Annotated in this window: 22 protein-coding genes and 3 pseudogenes; 11 read left to right on the top strand and 14 right to left on the bottom strand. The window is 72.8% G+C overall.

The window, feature by feature from the left end; all coding sequences use genetic code 11:
• Positions 1-624: 624 nt before the first annotated feature.
• Positions 625-3,474 (top strand): sigma-70 family RNA polymerase sigma factor, encoded by a 2,850-nt coding sequence (locus AFM16_RS33345; protein ID WP_179123338.1) that lies wholly within the window; start codon positions 625-627, stop codon positions 3,472-3,474.
• A gap of 244 nt (positions 3,475-3,718) precedes the next feature.
• Here AFM16_RS33345 and AFM16_RS33340 read toward each other — a convergent pair.
• Positions 3,719-4,348 (bottom strand): annotated as a pseudogene (locus tag AFM16_RS33340) (ABC transporter permease); the annotation flags it as partial.
• Between AFM16_RS33340 and AFM16_RS39590 the strand changes: the two are divergent.
• A complete protein-coding gene (locus AFM16_RS39590; RefSeq protein WP_179123337.1) occupies positions 4,345-4,524 on the top strand; it encodes a hypothetical protein in 180 nt (59 codons plus the stop codon). The pseudogene AFM16_RS33340 and the gene AFM16_RS39590 overlap by 4 nt on opposite strands.
• A 127-nt stretch (positions 4,525-4,651) precedes the next feature.
• On the opposite strand, the gene AFM16_RS33335 is transcribed toward AFM16_RS39590, so the two are convergent.
• Positions 4,652-5,155: a GNAT family N-acetyltransferase gene (locus AFM16_RS33335; RefSeq protein WP_078636146.1), complete on the bottom strand. Its 504-nt coding sequence runs from the start codon at positions 5,153-5,155 to the stop codon at positions 4,652-4,654.
• A 169-nt stretch (positions 5,156-5,324) separates the two neighbouring features.
• On the opposite strand from AFM16_RS33335, the pseudogene AFM16_RS40800 reads away from it, so the two are divergent.
• Positions 5,325-5,828 (top strand): annotated as a pseudogene (locus AFM16_RS40800) (DUF6417 family protein).
• Here the strand turns inward: AFM16_RS40800 and AFM16_RS33330 are convergent.
• Complete coding sequence (locus AFM16_RS33330; RefSeq protein ID WP_030790481.1) at positions 5,816-6,145, bottom strand: hypothetical protein; 330 nt, start codon at positions 6,143-6,145, stop codon at positions 5,816-5,818. The pseudogene AFM16_RS40800 and the gene AFM16_RS33330 overlap by 13 nt on opposite strands.
• A 400-nt stretch (positions 6,146-6,545) precedes the next feature.
• Between AFM16_RS33330 and AFM16_RS33325 the strand changes: the two genes are divergently transcribed.
• A complete protein-coding gene (locus tag AFM16_RS33325) occupies positions 6,546-7,760 on the top strand; it encodes a metallophosphoesterase (RefSeq protein WP_030790483.1) in 1,215 nt (404 codons plus the stop codon).
• Here AFM16_RS33325 and AFM16_RS33320 read toward each other — a convergent pair.
• The 3 genes and pseudogenes from AFM16_RS33320 to AFM16_RS33310 form a co-directional block, all read right to left on the bottom strand.
• On the bottom strand, positions 7,732-7,929 hold the full coding sequence (locus tag AFM16_RS33320) for a DUF397 domain-containing protein (RefSeq protein WP_078636145.1): 198 nt from the start codon (positions 7,927-7,929) through the stop codon (positions 7,732-7,734). The two genes, AFM16_RS33325 and AFM16_RS33320, sit on opposite strands and share 29 nt — an antisense overlap.
• Positions 7,926-8,787: pseudogene (locus tag AFM16_RS33315) on the bottom strand (helix-turn-helix domain-containing protein). Before AFM16_RS33315 ends, AFM16_RS33320 begins: the two are co-directional and overlap by 4 nt.
• Positions 8,788-8,911: 124 nt before the next feature.
• Positions 8,912-9,511: a hypothetical protein gene (locus tag AFM16_RS33310; RefSeq protein WP_078636144.1), complete on the bottom strand. Its 600-nt coding sequence runs from the start codon at positions 9,509-9,511 to the stop codon at positions 8,912-8,914.
• A 91-nt stretch (positions 9,512-9,602) separates the two neighbouring features.
• Here AFM16_RS33310 and AFM16_RS33305 point away from each other — a divergent pair, with 91 nt between their 5' ends.
• On the top strand, positions 9,603-10,700 hold the full coding sequence (locus AFM16_RS33305) for a DNA polymerase III subunit beta family protein (RefSeq protein WP_256861376.1): 1,098 nt from the start codon (positions 9,603-9,605) through the stop codon (positions 10,698-10,700).
• An 88-nt stretch (positions 10,701-10,788) separates the two neighbouring features.
• Here the strand turns inward: AFM16_RS33305 and AFM16_RS33300 are convergent, their stop codons facing one another.
• Positions 10,789-12,039 (bottom strand): hypothetical protein, encoded by a 1,251-nt coding sequence (locus tag AFM16_RS33300; RefSeq protein ID WP_078636142.1) that lies wholly within the window; start codon positions 12,037-12,039, stop codon positions 10,789-10,791.
• 75 nt (positions 12,040-12,114) lie between these two features.
• Positions 12,115-12,675 carry a DinB family protein gene (locus AFM16_RS33295; RefSeq protein WP_078636141.1) on the bottom strand — a complete coding sequence of 187 codons (561 nt, stop codon included), beginning with the start codon at positions 12,673-12,675 and terminating at the stop codon, positions 12,115-12,117.
• Positions 12,676-12,882: 207 nt separating this feature from the next.
• Between AFM16_RS33295 and modA the strand changes: the two genes are divergently transcribed.
• From modA to AFM16_RS33280, 3 genes are read left to right on the top strand one after another with little or no spacing between them, the layout of a single operon-like run.
• Complete coding sequence (gene modA, locus AFM16_RS33290; protein ID WP_030790502.1) at positions 12,883-13,719, top strand: molybdate ABC transporter substrate-binding protein; 837 nt, start codon at positions 12,883-12,885, stop codon at positions 13,717-13,719.
• Entirely contained in the window at positions 13,716-14,579 is an 864-nt protein-coding gene (locus AFM16_RS33285) for an ABC transporter permease (RefSeq protein ID WP_030790506.1), read from the top strand. The genes modA and AFM16_RS33285 overlap by 4 nt, the downstream gene beginning before the upstream one ends.
• Positions 14,576-15,640, top strand: a complete 1,065-nt coding sequence (locus tag AFM16_RS33280) for an ABC transporter ATP-binding protein (protein ID WP_078636140.1) — start codon at positions 14,576-14,578, stop codon at positions 15,638-15,640. Before AFM16_RS33285 ends, AFM16_RS33280 begins: the two co-directional genes overlap by 4 nt.
• Before the next feature lie 943 nt (positions 15,641-16,583).
• Here AFM16_RS33280 and pqqE read toward each other — a convergent pair.
• The 6 genes from pqqE to AFM16_RS33250 form a co-directional block, all read right to left on the bottom strand.
• Positions 16,584-17,708, bottom strand: a complete 1,125-nt coding sequence (gene pqqE / locus AFM16_RS33275) for a pyrroloquinoline quinone biosynthesis protein PqqE (RefSeq protein ID WP_078636139.1) — start codon at positions 17,706-17,708, stop codon at positions 16,584-16,586.
• Positions 17,705-17,980: a pyrroloquinoline quinone biosynthesis peptide chaperone PqqD gene (gene pqqD / locus AFM16_RS33270; RefSeq protein WP_030790512.1), complete on the bottom strand. Its 276-nt coding sequence runs from the start codon at positions 17,978-17,980 to the stop codon at positions 17,705-17,707. The genes pqqE and pqqD overlap by 4 nt, the downstream gene beginning before the upstream one ends.
• On the bottom strand, positions 17,977-18,714 hold the full coding sequence (gene pqqC / locus AFM16_RS33265; protein ID WP_030790514.1) for a pyrroloquinoline-quinone synthase PqqC: 738 nt from the start codon (positions 18,712-18,714) through the stop codon (positions 17,977-17,979). The genes pqqD and pqqC overlap by 4 nt, the downstream gene beginning before the upstream one ends.
• Complete coding sequence (gene pqqB, locus AFM16_RS33260) at positions 18,711-19,628, bottom strand: pyrroloquinoline quinone biosynthesis protein PqqB (RefSeq protein WP_078636138.1); 918 nt, start codon at positions 19,626-19,628, stop codon at positions 18,711-18,713. The genes pqqC and pqqB overlap by 4 nt, the downstream gene beginning before the upstream one ends.
• A 10-nt stretch (positions 19,629-19,638) precedes the next feature.
• Positions 19,639-19,782 carry a pyrroloquinoline quinone precursor peptide PqqA gene (gene pqqA, locus AFM16_RS33255; RefSeq protein WP_078636137.1) on the bottom strand — a complete coding sequence of 48 codons (144 nt, stop codon included), beginning with the start codon at positions 19,780-19,782 and terminating at the stop codon, positions 19,639-19,641.
• A 77-nt stretch (positions 19,783-19,859) separates the two neighbouring features.
• Positions 19,860-21,002 (bottom strand): PQQ-dependent sugar dehydrogenase, encoded by a 1,143-nt coding sequence (locus AFM16_RS33250; RefSeq protein WP_078636136.1) that lies wholly within the window; start codon positions 21,000-21,002, stop codon positions 19,860-19,862.
• Between the two features lie 476 nt (positions 21,003-21,478).
• Here AFM16_RS33250 and AFM16_RS33245 point away from each other — a divergent pair, with 476 nt between their 5' ends.
• Genes AFM16_RS33245 through AFM16_RS33235 form a run of 3 tightly spaced genes read left to right on the top strand, consistent with a single transcriptional unit; the run spans position 21,479 to position 26,488 of the window.
• Positions 21,479-22,090, top strand: coding sequence for a hypothetical protein (locus AFM16_RS33245; protein WP_051780694.1), 612 nt, complete (start codon positions 21,479-21,481; stop codon positions 22,088-22,090).
• Positions 22,087-24,312, top strand: a complete 2,226-nt coding sequence (locus AFM16_RS33240; protein WP_078636134.1) for a bifunctional serine/threonine-protein kinase/ABC transporter substrate-binding protein — start codon at positions 22,087-22,089, stop codon at positions 24,310-24,312. Before AFM16_RS33245 ends, AFM16_RS33240 begins: the two co-directional genes overlap by 4 nt.
• 10 nt (positions 24,313-24,322) lie before the next feature.
• Positions 24,323-26,488 (top strand): bifunctional serine/threonine-protein kinase/ABC transporter substrate-binding protein, encoded by a 2,166-nt coding sequence (locus tag AFM16_RS33235; protein ID WP_078636133.1) that lies wholly within the window; start codon positions 24,323-24,325, stop codon positions 26,486-26,488.
• Position 26,489: the final 1 nt, after the last annotated feature.

Below are 26,489 nucleotides of genomic sequence, written 5' to 3'. Positions count from 1 at the left end.
GCCTCGCCAGGTGATCGCGGAGGGCTTCGCCCACGCTCGCGGACCCCACCGCGGCGACAGCCCAAGCCTACGCAGCGCTCCCGAAGGACGTCCGTGATCACTGTCACGCGGACGGTCTGGACGGTGGTCAGGAGCGAAGGCCCTCGGCCGGAACTCGAACCACGCGCCGTCATAGGCCGACTGGCCCACTCCTCCCATCCACACCGGAACGCCGTAAGAGGGAACATGGCGGCTCCCGGTCCTGACCTCCCAGGAGTCGGAACTGGCCCCATGGCCGTTCCTGCGGAAATTCCCCTGGTGGCGACTCCGTTTCCGCCCCGAACACCCGGACTCCGAGAAGGCCCTCGACACCGCCTTGGACGAGCTGGTCGGTGCCGGCGTCCTCGGTTCCTGGACACGGGCCATCTACGAACCGGAAGAGACTGCCTTCGGCGGATGGGCGCCATCCGGCGTCATCCGCCCCGCGGTGAAGGGCTCCGATTCCCTTCGCGTTCACGGAGGCACCCCCGTGCTCATGGGGCCCGGAGGTGTGGAAAGTGTTATGCCCGGGGCGCCCGCTCGTCTCCTGCTGCGACAACCGCTCACCAGAGCAGCCACATCTGCTCTCGTCCGAGGATGTATCGCATGCGACATGACGGGTCCGACAGGGCCGACACGTTTCCGGACCGCCGCACGGTCGAGGCAGCCCGCGCCGGGGACGCCGGGGCCGTCGAGCGGCTCACCGCAGGAGTGCTGCCGCTGGTCTACAACGTCGTCGGGCGGGCGGCGGAGAGAGACCTCGATGTCGACGACATCGTGCAGGACACCATGGTCGCGGTGATCCGCGCACTGCCGGAACTGCGGGACGCGGCGAAGTTCCGCTCGTGGCTGGTGGCCATCGCGGTCCGTCAGCTCACCGACGCCCGGCGCCGGGCGCGGTCCGGCCGGCTGACGACCCTGGAGCACGCCGACGAACGGCACGCACCGGAACCCGACTTCGCGACCCTCTTCCTGCTGCGCCAGTCGCTCTCCGCCGAGCAGCGGCAGGTCGCCGCGGCCACCGCGTGGCTCGACCCGTCGCATCGCGACCTACTGTCGCTGTGGTGGCTGGAGGCGTGCGGACGGCTGTCCCGGAAAGACATCGCGGCGGCTGTGAACCTTCCGGCGGCTCATCTGGCGGTCCAGGTCCAGCGCATGAAGGGCCAGCTGGATGTGGCGCGGACGGTCGTCCGAGCACTGTCCCGCACCCCGCGCTGCGCAGAGCTGACCGAGCTCGCCGGCCCGGGTGACCCGGATCCCAGCCCCCTGCTGCGCAAGCGGATCGCCCGGCACCTGCGCTCCTGCCAGCCGTGCGGTCATCCCGCCGGCCGACTCGTCCCGCCCGAGCGGCTGCTCGCGGGCCTGCCCCTGCTCGTACCGGGCCGCACGGGAGATCCTGGAGCGGCCGGGGCGACGGGGTGGACCGGGCCGGCAGAGCAGCCGGCGCTCGGCGAGGCGGGGAGTCCGCCGGATGCCGTCGGCGGGCCGGGCCCGGGCGCGGACGACCCGGTCGGGGCCGGTGCCGCCGGCTCCGGGGGCCACCCCCACCCGGCCGCCATCGGCCGGCACACCGCTCACCGGCCGGCGCCCCGCGGGCACGGCCGTCGCACGACCGGCCGCACTCGTGGCGACCACGGTCTGCTCGGCGGGCTGTCCGCCAAGGCGACGGGCGCGACCGTCGCCGCCGGGGTGGCCGCGCTCGTCGTGACGGGCCTCGCCATGGTCCCTTCGGGGGCGGAGAACTCCGCCGACACGCGCAGTACGGCCTCCCAGGTGAGTCCGCCGGTGATGACGACGACAGGGAGGCCCTCCCCCACCGCGCCCAGGAGCGCCACCCCGCGCCGCCCCCAGCCCGCCTCCCCCGCCCCCGCCCCGTCTCCCGTCGACGCGCGCGTCCTCCGTACGTCCCTGCCCGCGAAGACGCCCGCCCCCACCTACTTCGTGAGCCCCGGCGGCAGCGACTCCAACCCCGGCACGTCGGCCGGATCCCCCTTCCGCACCCTCCAGAAGGCCGCGGACCTGGTCGAGCCCGGCGACGTCGTCGCCGTCATGAACGGCACGTACACCGAGCCCCGCAAGGGATCCAACGTGCTGACCATCAAACGCTCGGGGCGTCCGGGAGCTCCCATCACCTTCACGGCGTATCCCGGCCACCGGCCGGTCCTGAACCCGAGGACGGCCTGGAACGGCATCAGCGTCTACGGCGCGTCCCACATCGTCATCGAGAACCTGGAGGTCAAGGGCAACAACGCCGCCCTGTCCCTGGCCGACGCCGAACGCTCCTCGAGCAAGACCGACCCCACGTACAACACCAACTGCATATCCGTGGAGAAGAACCGGGAGTCCGGCACGTACCCCCACCACGTCGACATCACCGGCAACCTGGTGCACGGCTGCGCGGGCGGCGGGATCTCCGCGATCGAGGCCGACCACGTCGACATCATCGGCAACCACGTCCACTCCAACGCCTGGTTCACCGTCTACGGCACCAGCGGCATCTCCGTCCTCACGCCCCGCGACACCGGCGGCGGCGACCCCCGGACGTACAAAATCCGCATCACCGGCAACCGCGTCCACGACAACGAGACCAAGGTCAAGTGGGAAGGCTGCCACTGCTATTCGGACGGCAACGGCATCATCGTCGACACGACGAAGGGCGACCCCGAGCGCGGGAGGCCGGCCTACAACGGACGCGTTCTGGTCGCCAACAACATCAGCTACGACAACGGCGGTTCAGGTATCCACGCCTACAAGAGCCAACACGTCGACATCGTCCACAACACGGCCTACCTCAACGGCCGCAGCACCCGCATCACCACGCCCTACGCCAACATCTTCGCCCACGACAGCACCGACGTACGGCTCCTCAACAACATCGCCTACGGTCGCCCGGGCCAGGCGACCAACAGCACGTCCCGCAACGTGAACGTCACGTACGACTACAACATCTACTTCGGCGGCAAGGCACCCGAGACCAAGGGCCCGCACGACATCGTCGCCGACCCGAAGTTCACCGCCCCCGGCAAGAGCCCGGACGCCGACTTCCGGCTCACGAAGGGCTCACCCGCCATCGGCTCCGCCACCCCGTTCCCGGCCATGACCACCGACTTCACCGGAGCGACCCGCAAGGGTGGCGCGCCGGACCGGGGCGCGTACGGCTTCGGAGCCACCGCGCAGGCCGCCACGGGTGGCGGTGAGGCGTCGGCGCCGGGAGGGGAGAGCCCGAACGCGGGTGCCGGCGAACCGTCCGGTGACACGGAGGCGGGCCCCTCGGCCGGCGCGGACGCGGCCGACGGGGCGAGCGGTGACGACGACCCCGGCCTCACGGCCCACGGCGGGAGCCGACCGATGGCGCGGACCGGCGGGTTCGACCCGGTGCTGCCGCTGGGCATCGCCGCGGGCGTCCTGGTCGCCGGGGCCGGCCTGCTCGTGCTCACCCGGCGCAGGCGTTCCTGACCCGGCCGGGCCGTCCGTCGGGGCTGCCGGGAAACGGCCCGGACCCTGATCGCGGCGAGGGCGGCCGGGGCCGGACTAGTCCGGCCCCGGCCTGGTCATAGGCTGCCCCACGACGGCGATCGTCCCGGGCAAGCGAGTACATCCCTCGGCACCGCCGGTCGCCCGACGGCGACACGCTGAGGGCGTGAACATCGGTGTGCGGTCGTTCGGCGGACGTCGGGACCTCGTGGTGCGTTCCGAGCCCGCGGGGCAGGGAGAGACCGGCCGGAGCGACCGCCGAGCTCACGGCGAGCACCGCGCAGGCACCCAGGGCCGCCGCGAGCGTCACCCACGGGACCTCGATGGACGTCCGCACCGAGAGCAGGCCCAGCGTGCTCCACATGCCCATCAGGTTGAACCCGGCGACCAGCGTTCCCAGCAGTCCGCCGACCATGACCACCATCAGCGCCTCGGCGCACACCAGCCGCAGAACCTGCCACCCGGTTGCGCCGGCGAGCCGTGGCACAGCCAGCTCGCGGACCCGGTCGGAGGTCGCCATGACCATCGTGTTGGCCAGTGAGATACCCCGCCCGACGCACGCACCCGCCTGCCGCAGACCAGCGGCCACGGTGCCCGCGTCGGCACCGTCCGCGAGGCGTACGTCGACCCGGTCGACGGGTGCCGCGGGGGCATTGCGCGGGGTGACATGGACGCCGTTGTCGCCGGTGCCGATGGTCATGACCGCGGCGATCTTCAGGGACTTTTTCGTGCCGTCGCCGAGCCACACGTTCACGCGCTCGCCGACGGTGTGCTTCTGCCACTCCTCGTTGACGATGATCGAGTCGTCGTCCAGTTCGCTCACCTTCCGCGCGGCGAGCGGGAGACGGGCCGTTGCGAGCTTCCCATGCCCGGCCGGTTGAGCCGGAACCGGCGGTGGTCCGGGCGGCGCCCGGCTCTGTGGTGCCGGTGCGGCGGGAAGAACTGGACGTGACGGTGCTGCCGCCGGACTACCAGCGGATCATGCACGTCCTGGCCGATCGTGAGCGGGCCGACGAAGGGTCTGCGATCTGACGGCAACTCGCCAGTCTGTCGGGCCTCAAGGTCGTTCCGGCGATGATTGAAGGAGTGCGGCCCAAGGCGACGCGTGTGGCACCCAAGTTCGACCCGCAACCGAACCCGTCGGTACGACAAGAGCTACTTACGCGTCGGAGTGCTCCGGCAGGGCGAGCCAGTCCGACCAGGAGATCTCTCGGCCGAGGAAGCGCGGCTGCTCGAACGGCCAGTCGGCGGCGATCCACTGCGGCACCAGCTCATCGAGGGCCTGCTCGACCTTGCTGTCCACCAGCTCGTCCACCACCCACCAGGAGATCTCGCCGTCCGCGCCGGCCCTCTCCGGTGGGTCGATGTAGACGCAGCCGAGCAGAGCTGTCTCCTCCGCGTCGAACAGCGCGTAGTTGAAGGACTGGTGTGCGGCGATCTCCTTCTCGTGCCGCAACAGGTCGGCCTGGTCGGCCTCGTAGGTCATGGTGGCCGCAGGCCAGCCCCAGGCCGGGCCGAAGATGGTCCACAGCCGCTCGCGCGAACCCATCACAGCCGGATAGTCGAGCGGGGTGTCCGCCTCCCGGATCGGCCGCAGGTGGTGACCACTGCCCGGCAGCGGTACCAGGACGGGGTGGACGAAGTCATCGGGAAGCCAGCTCATAGCGCCCGACCGTAACAGCGCGCGGCCCTCCGGTCCTTTGGATTTAGCGCGAGTAGATCACACGATCGAAGGAGTCGGCCCCAAGTTGCCTGGCAGCCCCGAGCTTCTGCGGCACCCACGTGGTGGCGAACGCGATCGCGTGACGCACCAACCTGCGAAGTGGGTGGAGATGGCCGACCGCGAGACGCGCGCAGAGCTCTCGTCGCGGCCGGGCCGGCCGGTGCGGTGGGCAGCACGCCTGTCGGCGGCCGGTCACGACCTGCTCGCCTGCACCCGCGCCCGTCCTGCCCCGGCGCCCTCCCCGCCGCAGCCCGGGGCGCAGGACGTGTAACTGCTTCCGTCGCAGATGGTGGCGCTGCGCGTGTTCGTCGGGTTGACCGGGCAGTTGAAGTCGCCACCCGCCCAGGGCCTGGTGGAGCTGGCCGGTTCGGCAGCGGAGGCCAACCGCGGGATCCGCACCTGCGGTGGGGCCGCGCAGATCCGCTGCGGGCCGCCCGACGACCATGCCGCTGACGGGTATCGACGTCGGCTGAGCGCGGCGTGCCTCTACACCGTGGCGGGCATGCGCGCGCAGGCAGCGATGGTGTTGACGGCGATATGTGAAGTTGGTTCAGGCAAGATTTTCGTGAATGGTTCACGGGCTGTGACGTCGTCCGGATGTCACTCGTCGTAGTACTCGCCGTCATCTCCCTGGACCCGCGCGTTGAGAGCTTTCGCAACCTGGCGCATCTTCGCGATCAGAATGTCGCTCGGGTTCTTGGCCCTGATCTCTCCCGACGCCCAGTGCAAGGCGGTTCCGAACCGCTCTTCGTCAGGATGCGTGGTCATCACTGCAGACCACTGAGAGGGCCCGCTCCATTCAGACGGTGGAGGAATCATGGACAGGTCGGCGTCACTCTCCACGACTGCCTCCCATTCATGCGTGGCAATCCCCGGTCCGCCTTCGTCCCACCAGTCCTCACGCCGGGTGATGTGGATGTCGTAGCCCATGGCGCGAGACAGTAGACGACGCTACTGACAAGAGTCCGGGAGTCAGGATCTGCCGCTACCGCGTCTTGAGTCGATTGACGTGCCCTTCGACGACGCCGGAGCTGTAGTCCAGGGCCACTCCGGCCAGTACCGCATCAAGGTCCTGGCGCAGGACCCCCGCGAAGCCCTTGATCGGCAGCGGCGCGGTCCAAGAGTAGGCTCCCTGCCTGCGTATATGCAGGTCAAGGGCTGTTTTCACACCTTACGACGACACCAGCCTACGCAGCACACCCCGGGAGGTGTCCGTGATCACCGTCACTCGGGCGGGCGGGGCGGGCGGGGAACGCCGTCGGGGTCGCCGACGTTGGGGTGGATACAGTGCGCGCGACGCGCGAGACGGCACCCGGTCAGGAGGGGAAGCGTGACCGACACCAGCGATGCCCGGCCCGTCGACGGCGAGGCGGAGGCACGGGCGGATGCGCCGCGGAGGGGGCTGCTGCGCCGCGTGATGCGGTACGTCCCCCTGATCGCGCCCGTCCTGCTGTGGGCCGTGCCCTGCTGGGTGCTGCTGTTCGCCGGTCAGCACTGGCCGTTGCCCGTGACGCTGGCGGGCACCGCCCTGTTCGCGCTCGGTCTCGTCGTCATGCCGCTCGCGATGGCGCGCGGTCACGGTCGGCGCCAGCAGGACCGGGCGGCGATCGTCGGTGCGACCCTGCTGGGCGCGAGCTGGGTGCTGTTCACCTGGTCCGTGCTGCTCGGCGTCCTCCTGCGGCTCGCGCTGACCGTGGCCGGCGTCGGCGAGGGGCAGGACCGGGCCCGGATCGTCACCTGGGCCGTCCTCGGTGTGACGGCCGTCCTGCTCGTCTGGGGATACGCCGAGGCCCGCCGCGTGCCGCGCGTGCGCCGACTCGACGTGCAACTCCCCCGGCTGGGAGCCGGGTTGGACGGCACCCGCGTCGCCCTCATCACCGACACCCACTACGGCCCGCTCGACCGCGCCCGCTGGTCGGAGCGGGTGTGCGAGACCGTCAACTCCCTGGACGCCGACCTCGTCTGCCACACCGGCGACATCGCCGACGGCACCGCCGAGCGCCGCCGCGCCCAGGCCCTCCCCCTCGGCACCGTGCGCGCCACCCGGGCCCGGGTGTACGTCACCGGCAATCACGAGTACTACAGCGAGGCCCAGGGCTGGGTCGACCTGATGGACGAGCTGGGCTGGGAGCCGCTGCGCAACCGTCATCTCCTGCTCGAACGCGGCGGCGACACGCTCGTGGTGGCTGGCGTGGACGACGTCACCGCCGAGTCCTCCGGCGTGGCGGGCCACGGCGCGCATCTCGCCGGGGCGTTGGACGGCGCCGATCCCGAGTTGCCCGTCCTGCTCCTGGCCCATCAGCCCAAGTTCGTCGACCGGGCGGCGGCCGCGGGCATCGACCTGCAACTCTCGGGTCACACCCACGGCGGCCAGATCTGGCCCTTCCACCACCTGGTCGGCCTCGACCAGCCCGCCCTGGCCGGCCTCAGCCGCCACGGCACCCGCACGCAGCTCTACACGAGCCGCGGCACGGGCTTCTGGGGGCCGCCGTTCCGCGTCTTCGCCCCCAGCGAGATCACTCTGCTCGTACTCCGCGCACCGTGAACCCCACGAACCGGGCCCACCCGTCACGCCCGACGGCGAGGTGGGGCCGGGTCACGTCCTTGGAGTCGCGTATGTGGACGGCCTGTTCGCCGACGGCGACCTCCACGCAGTCGTCCCCCTGGGTACCGCTGTAACTGGACTTGAACCAGGCGAGTTCCGTCGTACTCATAGCTCTCCTCGCAGTCGCTCCAGCAGGCTCCGCGATTCTTTGGGGTTCAGGGCCTGCGAGCGCAGTGTGTCATAGCACTGGTAGAGGAGGCTCACCTCTTTCGCGTCGGAGATCAGGCGGCCGTTCTGCTGCCCTTCGGAGTACGCGAGCCGTCGCCGCTCCGGGGTCTCCAGCAACCGCACCGGACCGTCCAGGCACGCGTGGAACTCGGTGTCCAGCGGCATGACTTGAAGGGTCACATTGCGCGGCGCCGTCAGTTCCAGCACGTGGTCCAGCAGCCCACGCGTCACCTCGGCCCCGCCGAGCCGACGCCGGAACAGATGCTCCTCGACGATGAAGCTGAACGGTACGTTCGGCCGCTCGTACAACATCCGCTGCCGCTCCAGCCGCGCGAACACCTGGGCCTCCAACTGCTCGTCCGACAGCGGAGGAACACTGTTGTCGAACACGGCCCGCACGTACCCCTCGGGCTGCAAAAGCCCCGGCACGAGCCTGCACTCATACGTGCACAGACTCACCGCCACCTTCTCCAGCCGCGCCCACCGCCGGAACCAGGCCGCCAACCCCGGCTCGCCGCGCGTGAGATGACCCGCCGCCTTCCGCAGCGCGCCCGTGTTGCCCAGTGCCTCCCAGTGCCTCCTCCGCACGCTCCACGAACCGCTCGTCGGGCATCCGGCGCCCCAACTCCACCGACTCCACGGTGTACTTGGAGTACCGCACCAGCGTCCCGAACTCGACGCGACTGAACCCGGCGTGCTCGCGCAGGGCCTGGACGACCGCCCCGAACGTCCGCAGACTGTCGGACGGATCAGGCTCACGCTCCCCCACGCAAGCCTTCACATCGCTACGGTCCGTCATACGCGGCCACCTCCACGTGCGTACGTCCCCCGCGGCACCTCCGCGAACGACCGCACCCAGAGTGACGGCAACCCGCCCGTACCGTCCACAGAACGTGCCCGTACGCTGACACAGCGTACGGACGTCACCCTGAACTCGACCGGACGTAGATCCTCGTACGGCCCGACGCGAAGTCATGGGCGTAGATGTCGACGCAGCTCCGCAGACGCCTGCCCTCCGGAGTCCCGGTGTCCTCGGGGCAGAGCGAGGTCTTCCTCAGGTCCGACGTGATCGTCTCCGGCTCGGTCAGTCCCAGACGCGTGAACGGGGCGTCCCCCTTGTACGCGTCGGGCTCCGGCGCGATGTTGGCGATCATCCGGGTGCCCTCGGGCACCATCCGGGAGAGATAACCGTTCGCGGTGTCCTCAGCCAAGGTGAACGCCAGAATCCCCGTGCTGTACCGGGAGTTGCGCTTCACCGCAGCCCTCCGGTCCGTGGCCTCCTCGGGCATCCTGATCCCGATCCGTTCGCCGAGCCCGGCGGGAGTGACGCCCTTCTCCCAGCAGCAGTTCCTCTCCTCGGCGCCCGCATCGGACACAGCACGATCCCCGAGCAGCACCAGACCGACGATGCCCCCGGCCAACACCACAAGCACAACACCCAACACGACAAACACCCTGCGCCCACCCACCGACCGCACCGCGCTGGCCGCTCGACTCAACGTTTCGCCCTTCCCCTGCTCCACTGAACTTCTGTCCTGCGCGTCCGTACGCCTGAATCGCCTGAACGTACAGGTCCTTGACCCTCGACCTTGTCGAGGGCTCAGAGTTACGGGTGTGGAGAACGAGATGCGCAGCATCGGGGAGTTGGCGCGGGACTGCGGGCTGAGCGTGAGCGCGCTGCGGTTCTACGACCGGGCCGGTGTGCTGGTGCCCGCCTGGGTGGACCCGGTCAGCGGGTACCGCTGGTACGAGCCCGAGCAGTTGGAGGAGGCCCGGTTGCTGGCCCGGCTTCGCCGGGCGGGCATGCCGTTGGCCGACATCCGGCTCGTGCTGGCCGGCTGGGCCGGCACGGACACGGACCTGGTGCGCGGTCTCCTTGAGGCGCACCTGCGCCGTCTCGAACTCGGGCTGTCCGACGCCCGCAGCGAGTTCTCCACGCTTCGAGCCCTACTCGACCGCAGGGAGACCGACCCCATGACCTCGCTCCGCACCGCTTCCGTCCGACTGTCCCTCCCCTCACCGGAGTTGGCCGCCGCGCTGGACACGGTCCGTTTCGCCGCTAGCACCGACGGGGACCTGCCCGTGCTCGGCGGGATCCTGTTCGACTTCGAGGGAGGGGCGCTCCATCTGGTGGCCACCGACCGCTACCGGATGGCCGTCGCACGGGCACGCTCGACCGGATACGGCGGGCCTCGGACGCAGGTGGTCGTGCCCCTTCCGCTCGCCGACGCGATGCGGGCGCTGCTGACCGGCAAGGATCCCGTCCAACTCACGATGGACGGCGACCTCGTGACGCTGGAGGCCGGCGACCGTCAGACATCCGGCCGGAGTCTCGGCCACGAGTTTCCCGACTACCGCCGCCTCGTCCGACTCCCGGCCGGTCGCCGGGCCCACGTCGATACGGCAGCCTTCCGCCAGACCCTGGAGACCGGTCCGGTGCGCACGAGCGGGACCCGTGAGCCGAACGGCGGGCCCTACGACCTCAGCGTGCTCCGGGTGGCGGGGAACGGAACCGTGGTCGTGTGCGACGACGGTGACGACGCCCAGGACAACGTGGCCGTCAACCGCGAGTTCCTGCTGCACGCCCTCACCGCCGGCGCCCGGGACGAGCTGGTCCTAGAGCTGGGCGCGCCCACGGCACCGCTGGCGATCCGCCGACCCGACGACGAGGACACCTTCTCACTCCTGATGCCGGTCCGTCTGGACGACTGACAGCGGCCGTCCGCAGCCCGGCGGGAACGAGCGTGCTCTCCGTATGGCTCGTGCCGCGCATCGCGACGGTGCCGGTGGTCGCTCAGCCCTACTCGTTCCCTCCCGGCTCGCCCCCGCGCAGGCGGCGTGCTCGCTCGGCGATTCCTACGGCGAGTCTGCCCGTGGCCGAACCTGCGCGGTCGAGGGTCACCTTGCCGCGGCTTCTGGCGGCGTCGACGCCCTTCGCTCCGGTCTCGAGCGCCTTGTCCCGGACCTCGGCGGCCGCGTCGGCCCATCGTCTCGCGTCGGACGACCAGCCTCCGGACTCGATCCCTAGCCGCTCGTGGAAGTCGTGGACGCCGATCGCGACCTGGTTGCTCGACTGGACCACGGCCGGGGACTTGGCCGGGTGCAGTAGCACCTTCGCGTTGGCCCTGCCGGCGACCGCGTTCATCCGGGCCACCAGCCGCTCGGTACTGCGCGATATGAGGTCCCGCCGGTCCTGCCGGGCGGCCTTCAAACCGAGGCGATGGGCGTCCAGTTCGTCCGGGGACGCGTCCTGCACCCGGTCGAGTTCGAGTACGGCGATCGCGTCCTGCAGTTGGAAGCAGCGGGCCAGGACGACGAGCCACTCCCGGACCGGGGCCTCGGCCTCCCTGACCGCGGTGGCGAGATCGCCGATCTTGGACTGGCGCTCCATCCTGTCCGCGATCGCGTCGAGTTGGCGCAAGGCGTACACCTGGGTCTCCGCGATCGCCGTCGGCGCGTCCTGCACCTTCGACCACATGATCTCGTCGACCCTGCCCCTCTTCTCCCGGATGGTCATGGACTCGTCGATGACGAAGCCCACTCCGATCATGCGGGACAGCACCGTGTCCTTCTGGGCGCGCAGCACGTCGTCGACCTTCGCGTCGATCGTGGCGAGATAGTCGGAGATCTCTTCCATGCTCTGCTGCATCGCGACCTGCGACATGAGCTTCGCGGCATTGGCGAGAGCCGTCGGGTTGGTCATGAGCGATCGGGGTGCCTTCGCGAATTCCACGAACCCCTTGATCTGACCCTTCTGCCCCTTCAACACCCCTGTGCCGAGGCCCGTCTTCGAGCTTTCCCTCAGTCCGTACTTTCTGACGAGCTGTGCCGACTTCGGGGTGAGCTTCACCCAGCGGCCGGAGTTCTCCGCCAGCTCCGAACCTGCCTGTGCGACCGCGGCCCCGGCGTCGAAGACGGACTTGAGCCAATGCGATCCGAGGTCCTGGGAGGGCGACAGTCCTTCCGAGACGAGGAAGCGGTCGACGTCCGCCGCACGGCCCATGACCATCAGCCCATCGTCGTCGCTGATGAGCTGAATCTCGTTGTCCATCGCCCGCCCCTGAAGTCGCGTCCAGCACTTGCGCCGAGGGTACTGATCGGCGGCACCGCGTGACCGCCCACCGGGTCACTGCCCCACTCGGCCGTCCACGCGTTCGCGGAGGAGGTCGGCGTGGCCGCAGTGGCGGGCGTATTCCTCGATGCGGTGGATCAGGAGTTCGCGGACCGCGATGCCGTCCTTGCCGAGGCGTTCGCCCAGGTCGGGGTGGGCGGCGAGGGCGGCGTCCGTGGCGGCCTGTTCGCGGGCCAGGTCGGCGTGGGCGGCGTCCACCGTCGCCTGGTCGCCGATCGCCTGGTCGAAGTCCGCGTCACGGACGCCGTACAGCTTCGGCAGCGGGTCGGCGTCGGTGATCCAGTTGCGCCAGTCGCGTTCCACCTCGGCGAGGTGCCGGATCAGGCCGAGCAGCGACATCGTGGACGGGGGGACCGAGCGGCGGGCCAGTTGCTCGGGGTCCAGGCCGTCGCACTTCATCCGCAGGGTGTGGCGGTAGTTGGTCAGGAAGTCCTGGAGGGTGGCGAGTTCGCCGTCCGGGCTGACTCCGTCGCTGTTGCGGGGGTCGTCCGCCGGGTCGGTCCACATGTCGGGGTAGACGGTCGCCTGGGTCCAGCGTGCGGGTTCTTCGGTCATGCGCGCCATGGTCGTGCGGGCCGGGGCCGGGCCGCCAGCGAGTTATCCGTTCTGTACGGACGCACATGCCAGGCCTGATGATCGGAAGGTCCAGCTCATGCAATGAGACAAGGGTCTTACACCTCGCATATGCGCCAGTATGATCGGCGAAGGCATCGTGAGTTTCGCAAGAGTTCCCTGAAGAGTTCCATGTGAAGGAGTCAGACCGTGACGACCGCTTCCGCGCGCCGCGCCCGACGCACCCCCCGCACCCTTCGGGCCGCCGGTGCCGGGGTGGCCGTGCTGCTGGCCCTGAGCGCCTGCTCCTCCTCCGACGACTCCGACTCCGCCGGCTCCTCGCCGTCCGCGTCCGGCGGCTCGGAGAAGCTGTCCGGCACCGTCACCGTGTTCGCCGCCGCCTCCCTCAAGGAGAGCTTCACGACGCTGGGCAAGGAGTTCGAGAAGGCCCACCCCGGCACGAAGGTGACGTTCAACTTCGGCGGCAGTGACTCGCTGGCCGCGAGCATCACCGGCGGGGCGCCTGCCGACGTGTTCGCCTCCGCCAGCCCCAAGACGATGAAGATCGTGACGGACGCGAAGGACAACGCCACCGAGCCGGTCACCTTCGTCCGCAACCAACTGGAGATCGCCACCCTCCCCGGCAACCCCGACAAGATCACCTCCCTCAAGGACCTCACCAAGTCCGGGCTGAAGGTCGTGCTGTGCGACAAGGAGGTGCCGTGCGGCGCCGCCGCGCAGAAGGCCCTCGACGCGAGCGGGCTGAAGCTCACCCCGGTCTCCTACGAGCAGGACGTCAAGTCCGCGCTGACCAAGGTCGAGCTGAAAGAGGCCGACGCGGCCGTCGTCTACAAGACCGATGTGAACGCCGCGGGTGACAAAGTGGAGGGCGTGGACTTCCCCGAGTCGGCCGACGCCGTCAACGACTATCCGATCGCCCTGCTGAAGGACGCGCCGAACGCCGACGCCGCCGAGGCGTTCATCGCGCTGGTGCAGTCGCCCGAGGGCCAGAAGGTCCTGACGGGGGCCGGGTTCCTCCAGCCGTGACCTCCCCGCACGACAAGCCCGCCGCCGTGGCCGACACCCTGACGGGCGGTCCACGGCGCGGGCGCCCCCGCAACCGGGTGGGGCGCGGTGTCCCGCTGCCGCTGCTGCTGCCCGCCCTGCTGGGGCTGGCGTTCCTGGTGCTGCCGTTGGTCGCGCTGCTGGTGCGGACCCCGTGGGGCACCCTGTCGGACCAGCTCACCAGCCCCGAGGTGTGGCAGGCGCTGCGGCTGTCGCTCGTCTGCGCCACCGCCGCCACCGCGGTGAGCCTGGTGCTCGGCGTGCCGCTGGCCTGGCTGCTGGCCCGGGTGGAGTTCCCCGGGCGCGGGCTCGTGCGCGCCCTCGTCACCCTGCCGCTGGTGCTGCCCCCGGTGGTCGGCGGTGTGGCCCTGCTGATGGCCCTCGGCCGCAACGGCGTCGTCGGCAAGTGGCTCGACGCCTGGTTCGGGATCACCCTGCCCTTCACCACCGCCGGTGTGGTGGTCGCCGAGGCGTTCGTCGCGATGCCGTTCCTCGTGATCAGCGTCGAGGGCACGCTCCGCGCCGCCGACCCCCGCTACGAGGAGGCCGCCACCACCCTGGGCGCCTCCCGCTTCACCGCGTTCCGCCGGGTCACGCTGCCCCTGATCGCGCCGGGCGTCGCCGCGGGGGCGGTGCTCGCGTGGGCGCGGGCGCTCGGCGAGTTCGGGGCGACCATCACCTTCGCCGGCAACTTCCCCGGCCGTACCCAGACCATGCCGCTCGCCGTCTATCTCGCCCTCCAGAGCGACCCGGAGGCGGCGATCGCGCTCAGCCTGGTGCTGCTGGCCGTGTCGATCGCGGTCCTCGCCGGACTGCGCGACCGCTGGACGACGGCCTCATGACGGCCGCTGTTTCCGGTGCCCCGGCCGGTCTCGACGCACGTCTCGTCGTCGACCGCGGCGACTTCCGGCTGGACGTGGCGCTCACCGCCGCGCCCGGTGACGTCGTCGCGCTGCTCGGCCCCAACGGTGCCGGCAAGACCACCGCGCTGCGCGCCCTCGCCGGCCTCGTCCCGCTCACCGGCGGGCATCTGCGGCTGGACGGGGCGTCGCTGGAGCGGACCCGGCCCGAGTCGAGGCCGGTCGGTGTGGTCTTCCAGGACTACCTGCTCTTCCCCCACCTCACCGCCCTCGACAATGTGGCCTTCGGGCCGCGCTGCCAGGGCGTCGGCAAGGCGGAGGCCCGCGCCCAGGCCACCGTATGGCTGGAACGGATGGGCCTGTCCGCGCACACGGGCGCCAAGCCGCGCCGCCTCTCCGGCGGCCAGGCCCAGCGCGTCGCCCTCGCCCGCGCGCTGGCCACCCGGCCCCGGCTGCTGCTCCTCGACGAGCCCCTGGCGGCGCTCGACGCCCGCACCCGCCTGGAGGTACGCGCCGAACTCCGCCGCCATCTGGCCGAGTTCGAGGCCGTCGCCGTCCTCGTCACCCACGATCCGCTCGACGCGATGGTCCTCGCCGACCGGCTGATCGTCGTCGAGGACGGCCTGACCGTGCAGGAGGGCTCCCCGTCCGACATCGCCCGCCGGCCGCGCACCGACTACATCGCCCGGCTGGTCGGCCTCAACCTCTACCAGGGCCGCGCCGACGGGCACACGGTACGCCTCGACTCCGGCCCCAGCCTGACGACGACGGAGGACCTGTCGGGACCGGTCTTCGTGGCGTTCCCCCCGAGCGCGGTCACCCTGCACCGCGACCGCCCCACCGCCACCAGCGCCCGCAACCTCTGGCGCTGCGAAGTGGCCGGCCTGGAGTCCTACGGCGACCAGATCCGAGCCGACCTCACCGGCGAACTCCCCCTGGCCGCCGACCTCACGACGGTCGCGGCGGCGGAACTGGGCCTGCACCCCGGCACGGAGATCTGGGCAACGGTGAAGGCCGCGCAGACTCACGCCTATCCCGTGTGAGTGGCCTGAGGTGAACGACCGCGTGCGGGCGGCCCCGTGCGGACGGCCGCGTGTGAGTCGTCCAGCGTGGCGGCCCTGCGCGGGCGGCGCCATGTGGGCGGACGCGCTCAGCTCACCCGGGGCGGTACGACTCCCGCACGGCGGAAGACGTAAGGGAGCAGCGGCGCAGGTGCCTCTGGGCCGGGCGGCCCCGGGCGGCCAGGGGGCGGACGAGGTGAGCGGTCCGGCGCGAGCGCGCACGCCGGGTCGGGGTGGGCGACGTCACCGGTGAGGGCGTACGTCTGACGGCGGCTGTCGCCGACGCGGGCGGGCGGACCGGTGCGAGCGGCGCCCGTGATCAGCTCCGCTGAGGGCGCCCGTCGCGGTACGGCTCCGGGCCGGCGCGGCCGGCTTCGGGGAGGCCAAGGTGCGGAGGAGGTGGCGGTCCGGGCCGAGCGCGCACGCCGGGTCGGGGTGGGCGGCGTCACCGGTGAGGGCGTACGTCTGACGGCGGCTGTCGCCAATACCGGCGGACCCGTGCGAGCGGGGTCCCATACGGGCGGCCGCAGGTGAGCGGCCCCGAACGGGCAGCGCCCGTGAGCAGCCCCGCTCAGGGCACCCGTCGCCGTACGGCTGCGGCGCGGCAAGAGCGCGGACGAGGTGATCGTCCGGCGCAAGCGCGCACGCCGGGCCAGTACGGGCGGCGTCGCCGGTAAGGGCATACGCCGGCAGCCGCCGACGCGGGCGGGCGGACCCGTGCGAGCGGCCCCATACGGGCGGCCGCGTGCGAGCCGCCGTCCCGTACGGGCAGCCCCTGCGGGCCGCCCCGTGTGGGCGGCCCGGGCCGCGCCGTGTGAGCGGCGACGTTCAGCCCACCCGCCGGACACGCTACGGATGACGCGGTGGTCCGGCGCCGGCCCGCGCGCCGGGTCCGTGCGGGCGGCCCCCGTGTGAGCGGACGCGGTCAGGGCACCGGTCGTGGTGCCGCTCCCGGGCGGCGGGGGACGTACCGGGGTGGGGGCGCGGTCGGGGTGGTCAGGGTGTGGATGATGTGGTGGTCCGGGGAGAGGGCGCAGGCCGGGTCCGTGCGGGTGGGGTCGCCGGTCAAGGCGTAGGACTGGCAGCGGCAGCCGCCATGGTCCTCCTCGCGGCGGGGGCAGGTGGAACAGGGGCCGGTCATCCAGTCCGTGCCGCGGTAGCGGGCGAACGCCGGGGAGTGGTCCCAGATCCAGTCGAGCGGGCGGTCGCGGACGTTGGGCGGGTCGAGGTTCGGGAGGGATGCGGCGGCCGGGCAAGGCAGGGCCGTGCCGTCCGGCGTGACCGTGAGGGAGACGGCTCCCCAGCCGCCCATGCAGGGCTTGGCGACGCCGTCGAAGTAGTCGGGCACGACCCACACGAGTTCGACCTCGCCCGCCAGCCGCTCGCGGCACCGCTCTACGGTCTCCCGTGCGCGGGCCAACTGCTCGCGGGTCGGCAGCAGCGCGGCCCGGTTGAGCAGGCCCCAGCCGTAGAACTGGGTGTTGGCCAGCTCGATGCGGTCCACGCCCCAGGAGACGCCCAGGTCGACGAGCGCGCCGATCGCGTCGAGGTTGTCGCGGTGCAGCACCACGTTGAGGCCGAGCGGGAGCCCGGCCGCGCGGACCAGGGCCGCCGCCCGCTCCTTGGCCGCGAAGGAGGAGACGCGGCCGGCGATCCGGTCGTTGGCGGTGGCCTCGGCGTGCTGCACGGAGAGCTGGACGCTGCGCAGCCCGGCCGCCCGGAGCGCGTCGAGGCGGGCCTCGTCCAGTCCGGTGCCGCTGGTCACGAGCTGGGTGTAGACGCCGGCGGACTCGGCGGCGGCGACGATCTGCTCCAGGTCCGCCCTGAGCAACGGTTCGCCGCCGGAGAGGTGAGTGTGGACGACTCCGAGCGCGGCCGCCTGCCGTAGCACGTCCGCCCACTCGGCCGCCGTCAACTCGGATGAGCGGCGGGCCAGTTCTAGGGGATTCGAGCAGTAGGGGCAGTGGAGCGGGCAGGCGTGGGTGAGTTCGGCGAGCAGGGCCCAGGGGCGGGGCGGCGCCTCGCCGGGGGCGGGGTGCGGGACGGTCATCTCAGCCAGCCCTTCTGCCGCATCCCGTCCAGAAAGGCCGGGACCTCCGTGGCGACCGGGGCGCCGGGGTGGCGTGCGGCCAGCGTGCCGACGATGCCGTCCACGGTGCGGGTGCCGTCGCACAGGCCGACGACCTGACCGGCGTGGCCCGTGAGGACGACGACCCGTTCGGGCAGGACCAGCAGATCGGCGCCGCGCACCGGGTCGTGACGCAGCATCAGGGCGGGGGCGAGGGCGGGGCGCCAGGCGCGGCCGGCCGCCGCGGCGGTCATCCCCGGCCCCGTACGGCGTCGTAGCGCACCGCGTCGTACTGCACCGCGTCCAGCAGGGCCCACAGGACGTCGCACTTGAAGGTGAGCGCGGCGATCGCGCGTTCCTGTTGCTCCCGGGTGACGGCCCATTCGAGGACCAGCGCGAGCGCCTCCGCGCTGTCGCGCCGCCCCTGGTCGACCCGGGTGCGGAAGTAGGCGAGGCCGTCCGGCTCGATCCAGCGGTAGTGGAGTTCGAAGGCGTCGATGCGCCGCCGCATCAGGCCGGGCGCGGTCAGTTCGGTGAGCGAGGCGGCGACGGCCTCCAGCGGCGGGCGCAGCCGGCAGAAGTTGACGTATCCCTCGACCGCGAGCCGGACGCCCGGCAGGACGGCGTCGCCCGACAACAGGTCCTCGCGGTCCAGGCCCGCCGCCTCGCCGAGCCGCAGCCAGCGTTCGATGCCGCCCTCGCCCTCGCCGCGCCCGTCGTGGTCCTCGATCCGGCGCAGCCACATGCGCCGCAGCCGCGAGGAGTCGAGCTTCGCGGTGATCAGGGCGTCCTTGACGGGGATATGGCGCTGGTAGTGGAAGCGGTTGGCGATCCAGGAGCGGACCTCGTCCCGGGAGAGGTCGCCCTCGTGCATCCGGACGTTGAAGGGGTGGCGGTCGTGGTAGCGCTCCTGGGCCACCGTGCGCAGGCGGTCCTCGAACTCGGCCGGGGTCCAGGGGGCGGTCTGCGGGGCGAGTGCCGTGGTCACAGCTCGATCACCATCTCGTCGTCGGCCACCTCGATGCCCAGCCGGGCGAGCCGCTTGTGCTGCTCCGCCGCGGGGTCGACGAGGGGGTTGGTGTTGTTGAGGTGCGTGTAGAGGCGGCGGCGCGCGGACAGTCCGGCGAGGATGCCGGCGGTGCCGCCGGGGCCGTCGATCGGCAGATGGCCCATGCCGGTGGCGGTGCGGGAGGAGATGCCGGTGCGGCGGGGTTCCTCGTCGTCCCAGAAGGTGCCGTCGACGATGACGCAGTCGGCCTCGGCGGCGACCCGGTGCAGGGTGTCGGACCAGGCGGCCACGGCGGGGGCGTAGAGCGCGGTGCCGCCGGTGGCCGGGTCGTAGAGGCGCAGGGCGACGACCCAGGCGTCGTCCTCGGGGGCGTCGGCGGCGTAGCTGGGGCGTTTGGTGGAGACGGGTACGGCGCTGATCCGCAGGCCGCGGTCGGGCCGGCCGGAAGTGTCGCCGGTGAGGGACCGCGCGCCGTGGCAGGGCAGATCGCGCCAGGTCAGGGTGGTGTAGGGGCCGAGGACGGCGCCGAGGCGGAGCCGTTCGTCGAGGGCGCCGCGGACCGGGGCGGTGGCGTGGATCTCCAGGGCGTCGGCCTCGCGCAGCCGGGCGATGCCCAGGGTGTGGTCGAGTTCGGCGTCGGTCAGGACGATCCCGGCGATCGGGGTCTGCCGGGGTCCGGGGCCGGGGTGGAGGCAGGGGTGGGCCTCGATCTGGTCGCCGAGGTCGGGGGTCGCGTTGACGAGGTACCAGCGGCCGTCGTCCGTACGGACCGCGAGGGAGGCGTGCCGGCGGCGCCGCTCGGGATGCGCGCGTGCCCCGGAGCACCCGGGGCACGCGCAGTTCCACTGCGGGACGCCGCCGCCGGCCGCGGTGCCGAGCACACGCAGCAGCATGGCGGCGTGCTCAGCGGGCGGCGAGGGAGTAGGCGGTGACCTCCAGCGCGGTGTCGACGACGGTGTAGCCGGGCGTCTGCCAGGCGCCGTGGTCGGTGTGTTCCGCGGTGGGTGCGGCGGCCGTCTGCCGGGTCCGCTCGGTGGTCTCGTTCATGGTGGTGTGCCTTCCTGTGAGGCTGGTGGGGTTCACCCCTGCGTACGGATACGGGACGGAGGGGAGTCGGGGGCCGGTCACTTCACGGTGATCTTGAGGATGCGGTCCTTGTCGTCGCCGCCGTCGGTCGTGCCGAGCCACAGCTCGTCGGCGCCGGGCACCTTGGCGATCGCCCGCAGCCGCCCGTAGCTGTTCTTGTAGTACGACGTCCCGGTCTTCACGCCCTTGCCGGTGCTGTCGATGGGCAGGGCCCAGAGCCGCTGGCCGAGCAGGGTCGAGACGTAGACGACGTCGTTCGCGATGGCGATCTGCGCCGGTACGCCGCCCTCGTCCGGGTGCCAGACCTTCTTGGGGTCGGTCAGTCCGGCCTTGCCGCAGGAGCCCTCGCAGGTGGGCCAGCCGTAGTTGGCGCCGGGGGTGATCAGGTTCAGCTCGTCCCAGGTGGACTCGCCGATCTCGCTCGCCCAGAGCCGGCCGCGGGAGTCCCAGGCGAAGCCCTGCGGGTTGCGGTGGCCGAAGCTGTAGACCCGGGTGCCGAACGGGTTCCCGGGGGCCGCGGCACCGGACTTGGTGATCCGCAGGATCTTCCCGTTGAGGGAGTTCTTGTCCTGGGCGAGGTTGCGCTTGAGGGCGTCGCCGACGGCGACGTAGAGATAGCCGTCCGGGCCGAAGGCGATCTTGCCGCCGTTGTGGTCGCCGCCGCGGGTGATGCCGCCGAGGACGACGGTGTAGCCGCTCAGCGAGGTGCCGTCGAAGCGCATCCGCACGACCCGGATGTCACTGGCGGCGGTGTGCACGAAGAAGACGTCCTGGTCGGTGGTGCCGTTCCAGGTCGGTGACGGGGCGACACCCATCAGTCCGCCGCTGCCCACCCGGCGGGCCGGCGAGGGGTAGACGGTGTTCGGCACCGTGCCGACCTTCTTCTTGGTGCCGTCCCTGCCCTGGAGCCAGACGGTGGAGCTGCGCCGCTCGGTGACCAGCGCCTGCTTGCCGTCGGGCAGGAAGGTGATGGCCCACGGCCGCGTCCACTGTCCGGACAGCACGGAGACACCCGTGGGGGCGCCGACGGCGGCGGACTCCGCGGGGGCGGCGGTGTCGGCCGTGTCGGCCACGGCCGTCGCGGGCTGGAGGAGGCAGGCGCCGAGGAGGGCGGTGGCGGCCGTGGCCAGGGCGGTGACCGGACGGATCCGGTGCAGCGCCGAGCGCGCCGATCGAGACATGCGGGGGCCTTTTCTGTCGTGGGGGGACAGCCGGCCGCGTTCCGGGAGGGGTGCGGAGTACGGCGGCGCGTCGGAGAGGGCCGACATCAAGGAGTATTGACACCGGCCCCGCCCCCGGCCACCCGGGATCACCCATCCTGCTGACGGGCGCAACCGCGCACCGGACGGAATACGTATCCGGATACGTGTTTCTACTGAGGCCCGTCCTCCCATCGGCCGTCTACGTTCGGGGAGTCGGGGACGGGCACGGGGGACGAGGGGACCGAGTGGGAGACAAGACCCGCCGACGGCACAGGAGTTGGGTGCCGCTTCTGGTGACGGGTGTGCTGGTGGGCGGGTGTTCGGCTCCGGGAGGTGACGGGGACGAGGCGGGTGACCGTACGGCGTCCGGGTCCGGGCGTCCGCCGTCCGCCGCCGGTGCTCCCTCCCCCGTCTCCACGACTCCCTCCCCCGTCTTCGCACCCGACCCCTCGCTCGTGCCCGCCACCGCCTCCGGCGGGCGGAGTCTCGTCGACGCCGTGGTGTTCACACCGGCCGACTGGGGGCGCGGCTTCACCGCCCGGAACCCGGCCGAGAGCACGCCGGGTACCTGGGCCGTCCTGGACGGCGACTGCCGGTGGCAGCGCGAGCGGCTTCCCGCCGGGGTGCTGGCCGGGCTGTCGCGGTACAGCGTGCGGCGGGACGCCGGGGGCGCGGGCTCCGTCACGGTGACGGCCGTGGCCACCGTGCACGCCTCGGTGACGAGCGCCGACGGACAGCTCGTCACCACCCTGGAGGAGGTGCTGCGCTGTCCGGAGCAGCGGCCCCGGGACGGCGAGCTGATCAGCGGTCTGACCTCGACCGGCACGCCCTTCGGCGCCCGTGAGCAGAACTACGCCGACGACTCGGTCCTGGAGGTCGGCCTGTACGCCGAGCGCGGCGGCGCGGCCCAGCCGTACCGGTGGATGCTCGCCCGGCTGGGCACGGTCGTCGTGGCCGTCTCCGTGACCGGCTCGAAGAATCACCCCCAGGCCGAACTGGACCAACTGGGCGGCAACGCCCTCGCCCGGATGCTGGAACGCGTCCGGCAGCGGCTGGAGGCCAAGTGACGGAGCCGCTGCTCGCCACCGACCCCGCCCGGATCGCGGGCCACCGGCTGCTCGGGCGCCTCGGCGCCGGCGGCATGGGCGTGGTGTACCTGGCACGCTCGCCCGGCGGGACGCTGGTCGCGCTCAAGGTGATCCAGGCCGAGTACGCCGAGGACGGGGCGTTCCGGGAGCGGTTCCGGCGCGAGGCGGACGCCGCCCGCCGGACGGACAGCCCCTGGGTGGCCGGCCTCGTGGACGCGGGCCCGGGGGCCGTACAGCCCTGGCTGGCCACCGTGTTCGTGCCGGGCCCCTCGCTCGCCGAGGCGATCGCCGCGCACGGCCCGCTTCCGGTACGGAGTCTGCGCGTCCTGGGCGCCCGGCTCGCGGAGGCCCTGCGGGAGCTGCACGCGGCCGGTCTGGTGCACCGGGACGTCAAGCCGGGCAACGTCCTGCTCGCCCCGGACGGGCCCCGGCTGATCGACTTCGGCGTGGCCCGGGGCCCGGAGGACACCTCGCTCACCTCGACCGGGGTCGTCGTCGGCACGCCCGGCTATCTGCCTCCGGAACAGGCCGGGGGCGGGGTGGAGCCGGTTCCGGCCGGTGACGTCTTCTCGCTGGGCTGTGTGCTGGCGCACGCGGCCACCGGGCGGCCTCCGTTCGGCACCGGCGCGGCGGACGGGCTGCTGTACCGCACGGCGCACGACGCGCCGGATCTGGAGGGGCTCCCGGCGGAGCTGGCCGAGGTGGTGGGGCGGTGCCTGGCGAAGGAACCGGCTCGGCGGCCCACGGCCGACGACCTCGCCGACCTCCTCGGCCGGCCGACCACCGGCACGCCGATGCCCGATCCCCGGGTGGCATGGCGGGCGGACGCCGACGGGACCGCCGTACCGGAGGAGCGTGCGACCGACGACGGGTGGTTGCCCGAGCCCCTGGTCCGGCTGATCGCCGAGCGTTCGGCCGCCTCCCTCGCGCTGCCCGGCGTCGACGACACCGAGGTCGACGCCGAGGGCAAGGCAGGTGGGCCACTCAGGCGCCGGTTCCTGTTGCTGGGCGTCGGCGCCGCGGCCGTGGCGGTCGGCGGCGGTGCGGCCCTGTGGGCGGCCCTCTCCGACGGCGACGGCGGTACGGGCGGCGCCTCCGCATCCGGGAAACCCGTCCGCACCATCGGGCTGCACGCCGATCTGAGCGGTGACCAACGGACCGTCGGCCGGGCCCAGGAGCGTGGACTGCGGCTCGCCGTCGCGGAGTTCAACGCCGACGCGCGGCGGCCGTTCACCCTCGCCGTGCGGACCGTGGACGACGGCGGGGACCCCGGCCGGTCCCGCGCGGCGGCCGCGGAGCTGGTCGCCGACCGTTCCGTGCTCGCGGTGATCGGCGCCACCACGGACGCCACCACCCTCGCCTCGCTGGCCACCTACGACGCGGCGTCGCTGCCCCTGATCGCGGTGGCGCCCGGCGGCAGCGCGCTCGGCGCGGCGGGCAGCCGGTCCTTCCTCCAGGCGCGGGTGACGGACACGGTGCTGCCGTTCTATCTCGACGTGTATCTGCGCGGCACCGCCGGGTCGCGGAGCGTCGGGATCATCGACGACCGGGCGGCGGACGCCTACGCCTGGGAGATCAGCAGCACCCTCACCCGGATCCGGCAGAAGGGCCGGCTGCCCGCCGTGCCGAAGGTGGTCAGCGCGCTGCGGTCCGACTTCGGGCCCGCCCTCGACGCCTTCGCCGAGGGCGGCGCGGACTCCGTGGTCTTCGCCGGCTACCACGACCGGGCCGCCCTGCTGGCCCGGGAACTGACCGGGCGTGGCTTCCGGGGCGCGCGGACGGCGGCCGAGGGGGTGCTGGACGCCCGGTTCCTGTCGGCCGCCGGGGACGCGGCCGAGGGGTGGGTGATCGTGGCCACGGTCATGGATTCGGCCGCGGCCTCCGCCGCCCCGGGGGCCAAGGCGTTCAGCGCCGCCCACCGCGAGCGGTACGGCGCGCCGCCGGAGCCGTACGCCGTCGAGACCTACGACGTGGCCCGCATGGTCGCCGGCAGGCTGGTCGCCCTGGGCGCCGGGAAGGCGGCCCGCCCCGGCCTGGCGACGGCGCTGCGCTCGGCCGGCTACGAGGGGATCACGAAGAAGTTCGCGTTCGACGCGAAGACCGGGACCCTGGTCATCGACGGCACCGGCGTGCATCTGTGGAAGGTCGTCGGCGGCCGGTTCGCGTACCAGGGCGTGGCGCCGTTCCAGGTGTCCGCCTGAGGGGGTGTCGATGGAGTCGCTGCGCGGTGCCGATCCGGCCGCGATCGGGGGGTACCGGCTGCTGCGCCGGCTCGGTGCGGGCGGCATGGGCGTGGTGTACCTGGGGCGTTCGGCCGGGGGCGCGCTCGCCGCGGTGAAGGTGATCCGCGCGGCGCACGCCGGCGACCCGGGCTTCCGGGCGCGGTTCCGGCGTGAGGTGACGGCGGCGGGCCGGGTGGTCAGCCCGTGGGTGGTGCCGCTGCTCGACGCGGACCCGGACGCGCGGTCGCCGTGGCTCGCCACCGCGTTCGTGCCGGGCCCCGCGCTGTCGGAGGCGGTGGAGGAGTGCGGGCCGCTGCCGTACGCCTCGGTCCGTCTCCTGGGCGCCCGGCTCGCCGAGGCGCTGGCGGCGGTGCACGCGGCGGGGCTTGTGCACCGGGACGTCAAGCCCGGCAACGTGCTGCTCGCGGTCGACGGCCCCCGGGTGATCGACTTCGGGATCGCCCGTGCCCCGGAGGACACCGCGCTCACCGCGAGCGGGGCGGTGGTCGGCTCGCCCGGCTTCCTCGCCCCGGAGCAGGCCCTCGGCAGGGGGCGGGAGATCGGTCCGGCCGCCGACGTCTTCGCGCTGGGCTGTCTGCTGGCGTACGCCGTGACGGGTGAGCGCCCCTTCGGGGCGGGCGCGACGCCGGGCGTGCTGATGCGTACGGTCCACGACGACCCGGATCTGGACGGTGTCCCGGCGCCCCTGCTGCCGCTGCTGCGGAGCTGTCTGTCCAAGGAGCCGGGGGGCCGCCCGGCCATGGCCGAGGTGCGGACGGCCCTCGACCGTCAGGGCGACGGCGGCGCGGGTCGACTCCCGGAATCCGTCACCCGGTTGATCGCGCGCCGCGCCGCGGCCGTCCTCGCGCTGCCGGCCGTCGAGGCGACCGAGGTGCCGGGCACGCCGTCGGCCGACACCGTGCCCGGCGGTGACGAGCCGTCCGGCGGCGGCACGCGCCGTCGTCTCCTGGTGCTCGGCTCGGTCGCCGGGGTCCTGGGGGCGGGCGGAACGGCCGCCTGGTGGACGGCGCGAGGCCCCGGGCGCACCTCCGCGTCGGGCGGCGGAGCGCGGCTGCCGCGGCTGGGTCTCGCCGTGCACGCCGACCTGAGCGGCGCGGGCCGTGCCGTCGGACAGGCCCAGGAGCACGGGGTGCGGCTCGCCGTCGAACGGTTCAACTCCCGTACCGGGCGCGCCTTCGACCTGGCGCTCCACGTGCACGACGACGCCGGAGATCCGGCGCGGGCGCGACGGGTCGCCCGGCGGCTGATCGGCGACGAGCAGGTCCGCGCGGTGATCGGGCCGACCACCGACGCCTGCGCCGAGGCCGTCCTCTCCCTCTACGGGAAGGCCCGGCTGCCCATGGTCTCGGTGTCGGTCGGGCTGGTCGGGGTGTCGCCCGTCGCCGACCGGTCGTACGCGGCGCTGCGACCCGACGACATGACGCTGGCGGCACCAATCGCCGCGCACCTCGTGCGGTCCGTGCCGGCGGGCCGGGCCGTGCTGGTGGACGACGCGGCCGTGGGCGACGCGGGCTGGCAGACCCTCGGGCTGGTGGACGACGCCGTGCGGTCCGCGCGGCGCACCACGGTCCGGCGCACGCTCGCCGCCGGGGACGACTCGGACGCCGCGTTCCGTGCCCTGGCCGCGTCGGTGACCGCCGACCGGGCGGACGCGGTGGTGTTCTCCGGCGGGTACGCGCGTACTGCCCGGCTGGCCCGCGCGCTGGCTGCCGCCGGTTTCTCGGGGACGCGGCTGGCCACCCAACGCGCCCTGGATCCACGCTTCCTGACCGCGGCGGGTGCGGCCGCCGAGGGCTGGGTGTTCGCCGCGGCGTTCCTCGATCCGGTCCGGGTGCCGGCGGCGCGGGCCTTCGTGACCGCGCACCGGAAGCGCTTCGGGACCGCCCCGGGCTGGTACGCGGCCGAGGCGTACGACGCCGCGCTGTTCGTCGCCCGCGCGATGACGGCGCTGGGGGCGCCCCGCGCGGAGCGGGCCGCCGTCACCGGGCGGCTGCGCGAGACCGACCACCGGGGCGTCACCAAGCGGCTGCGCTACGACGCCGCCGCCTACCGCTACACCGACGCGATGTATCTGTTCCGGGCGGCCGGGGGCGGCTTCCGCTGGCTCGGTGAGTACCGGGACGTCACCGGGTGAG

The sequence above is a fragment of the Streptomyces antibioticus genome, assembly GCF_002019855.1.
In the GTDB taxonomy this organism is placed as follows: Bacteria; Actinomycetota; Actinomycetes; order Streptomycetales; family Streptomycetaceae; genus Streptomyces; species Streptomyces antibioticus_B.
Note: the sequence above shows the minus strand (reverse complement) of the source record. Positions and strands in the feature narration are given on the sequence as shown.

Bases quoted from the DNA above. Each gene is read 5' to 3' on its own strand.
- AFM16_RS33330 (WP_030790481.1), bottom strand. From the start codon at position 6,145: ATGGGCTACGACATCCACATCACCCGGCGTGAGGACTGGTGGGACGAA.
- AFM16_RS33250 (WP_078636136.1), bottom strand. From the start codon at position 21,002: ATGTCTCGATCGGCGCGCTCGGCGCTGCACCGGATCCGTCCGGTCACC.
- pqqB (WP_078636138.1), bottom strand. From the start codon at position 19,628: ATGCTGCTGCGTGTGCTCGGCACCGCGGCCGGCGGCGGCGTCCCGCAG.
- pqqD (WP_030790512.1), bottom strand. From the start codon at position 17,980: ATGACCGCCGCGGCGGCCGGCCGCGCCTGGCGCCCCGCCCTCGCCCCC.
- AFM16_RS33320 (WP_078636145.1), bottom strand. From the start codon at position 7,929: ATGAGTACGACGGAACTCGCCTGGTTCAAGTCCAGTTACAGCGGTACC.
- AFM16_RS33295 (WP_078636141.1), bottom strand. From the start codon at position 12,675: ATGACCGAAGAACCCGCACGCTGGACCCAGGCGACCGTCTACCCCGAC.
- AFM16_RS33345 (WP_179123338.1), top strand. From the start codon at position 625: ATGCGACATGACGGGTCCGACAGGGCCGACACGTTTCCGGACCGCCGC.
- AFM16_RS33280 (WP_078636140.1), top strand. From the start codon at position 14,576: ATGACGGCCGCTGTTTCCGGTGCCCCGGCCGGTCTCGACGCACGTCTC.
- pqqE (WP_078636139.1), bottom strand. From the start codon at position 17,708: ATGACCGTCCCGCACCCCGCCCCCGGCGAGGCGCCGCCCCGCCCCTGG.
- pqqA (WP_078636137.1), bottom strand. From the start codon at position 19,782: ATGAACGAGACCACCGAGCGGACCCGGCAGACGGCCGCCGCACCCACC.
- AFM16_RS33300 (WP_078636142.1), bottom strand. From the start codon at position 12,039: ATGGACAACGAGATTCAGCTCATCAGCGACGACGATGGGCTGATGGTC.
- AFM16_RS33335 (WP_078636146.1), bottom strand. From the start codon at position 5,155: ATGAGCTGGCTTCCCGATGACTTCGTCCACCCCGTCCTGGTACCGCTG.
- AFM16_RS33235 (WP_078636133.1), top strand. From the start codon at position 24,323: ATGGAGTCGCTGCGCGGTGCCGATCCGGCCGCGATCGGGGGGTACCGG.